The organism is Treponema endosymbiont of Eucomonympha sp., assembly GCF_001028545.1.
Window position 1 is genome coordinate 1 of sequence record NZ_BBPW01000250.1, and the last position, 880, is coordinate 880.

An 880-nucleotide genomic window follows, 5' to 3' on the forward strand; every position below is an offset into this window, starting at 1 on the left:
TTGTTTTATCGATACCGCCTCCACCGGAATCTACTCTCTTCCCCTACACGACGTCCTCCCGAACCAAGAAATGGCAGCCTTCGGTGAGGATGGGCGGGCTGGGCGGCTGTCCAGCCCCATGTTCCACGTTGAGTAGGGCTCGTAGGTGACGATGCCGTCGGGGTCGACCGAGGTGATGGCTCTGCCGACTTTCTCGTACAAGGTGTCCAAGGACACCATCGCTCGGCCGCACCAGCCGAAGGCAACGTAGCAGATGGGGTAGTGATGTCCCGGCCAAGGCTCGTTGATAATGTCGTATCCCATGACGCCGGGTTCCTGCCCGACGACCTGTGCGACGTGCTTCCACATGGCCGCGTAACGATCCTGCAAGCCCACTCCGCCCGGGCCCTTGGCATTGTCCAGGAAACTGTCGTAAGCCTTGATGAGTCCGAGGTTGAAGACCTGGTTGGCGGGGAAGCCAACCTTGAGCAGATTCGGTGCTCCCTTGTCGAGAACGGCCCAGTCGGGGGCTCCCTCACCCTCGAACTTCTCGTTATACATGTCCTGGTGAGCGTCCAAGAGGGTCATTATGCCGTGAGCGCGAAGTGTTCTTACTGTGCGGGTGATGCTGGCCAGGTAGGCGTCGTCGTACTCTCCGGGCTTGGGCTCGACCCCCTTCCATATGACTCCCAGGCGCACCGAATCGAAGCCGTTCTTCTGTAACCAGGCAGCGTCGGCGTCATCGAATCCATCGGCTTCGGGACTGTATGGGTGACGTTTAGAGACCATGTTGACGCCGGCGGTGAGGATAGCGCGACCCTGACCGTCGGTGTACCAACGGCCGGACTGCCCGATGGGGCCGGCGTCGGTGATGGTCTTTGACGTTGCGATGTGGGGAGCG

The 880-nt window shown here is 60.7% G+C and carries 1 protein-coding gene; it reads right to left on the reverse strand.

All coding sequences use genetic code 11. From position 1 onward, the window contains the following. Positions 1-30: 30 nt before the first annotated feature. A partial coding sequence (locus AWU74_RS06330; protein WP_202966415.1) for a cellulase family glycosylhydrolase occupies positions 31-880 on the reverse strand: 850 nt, incomplete at its 5' end.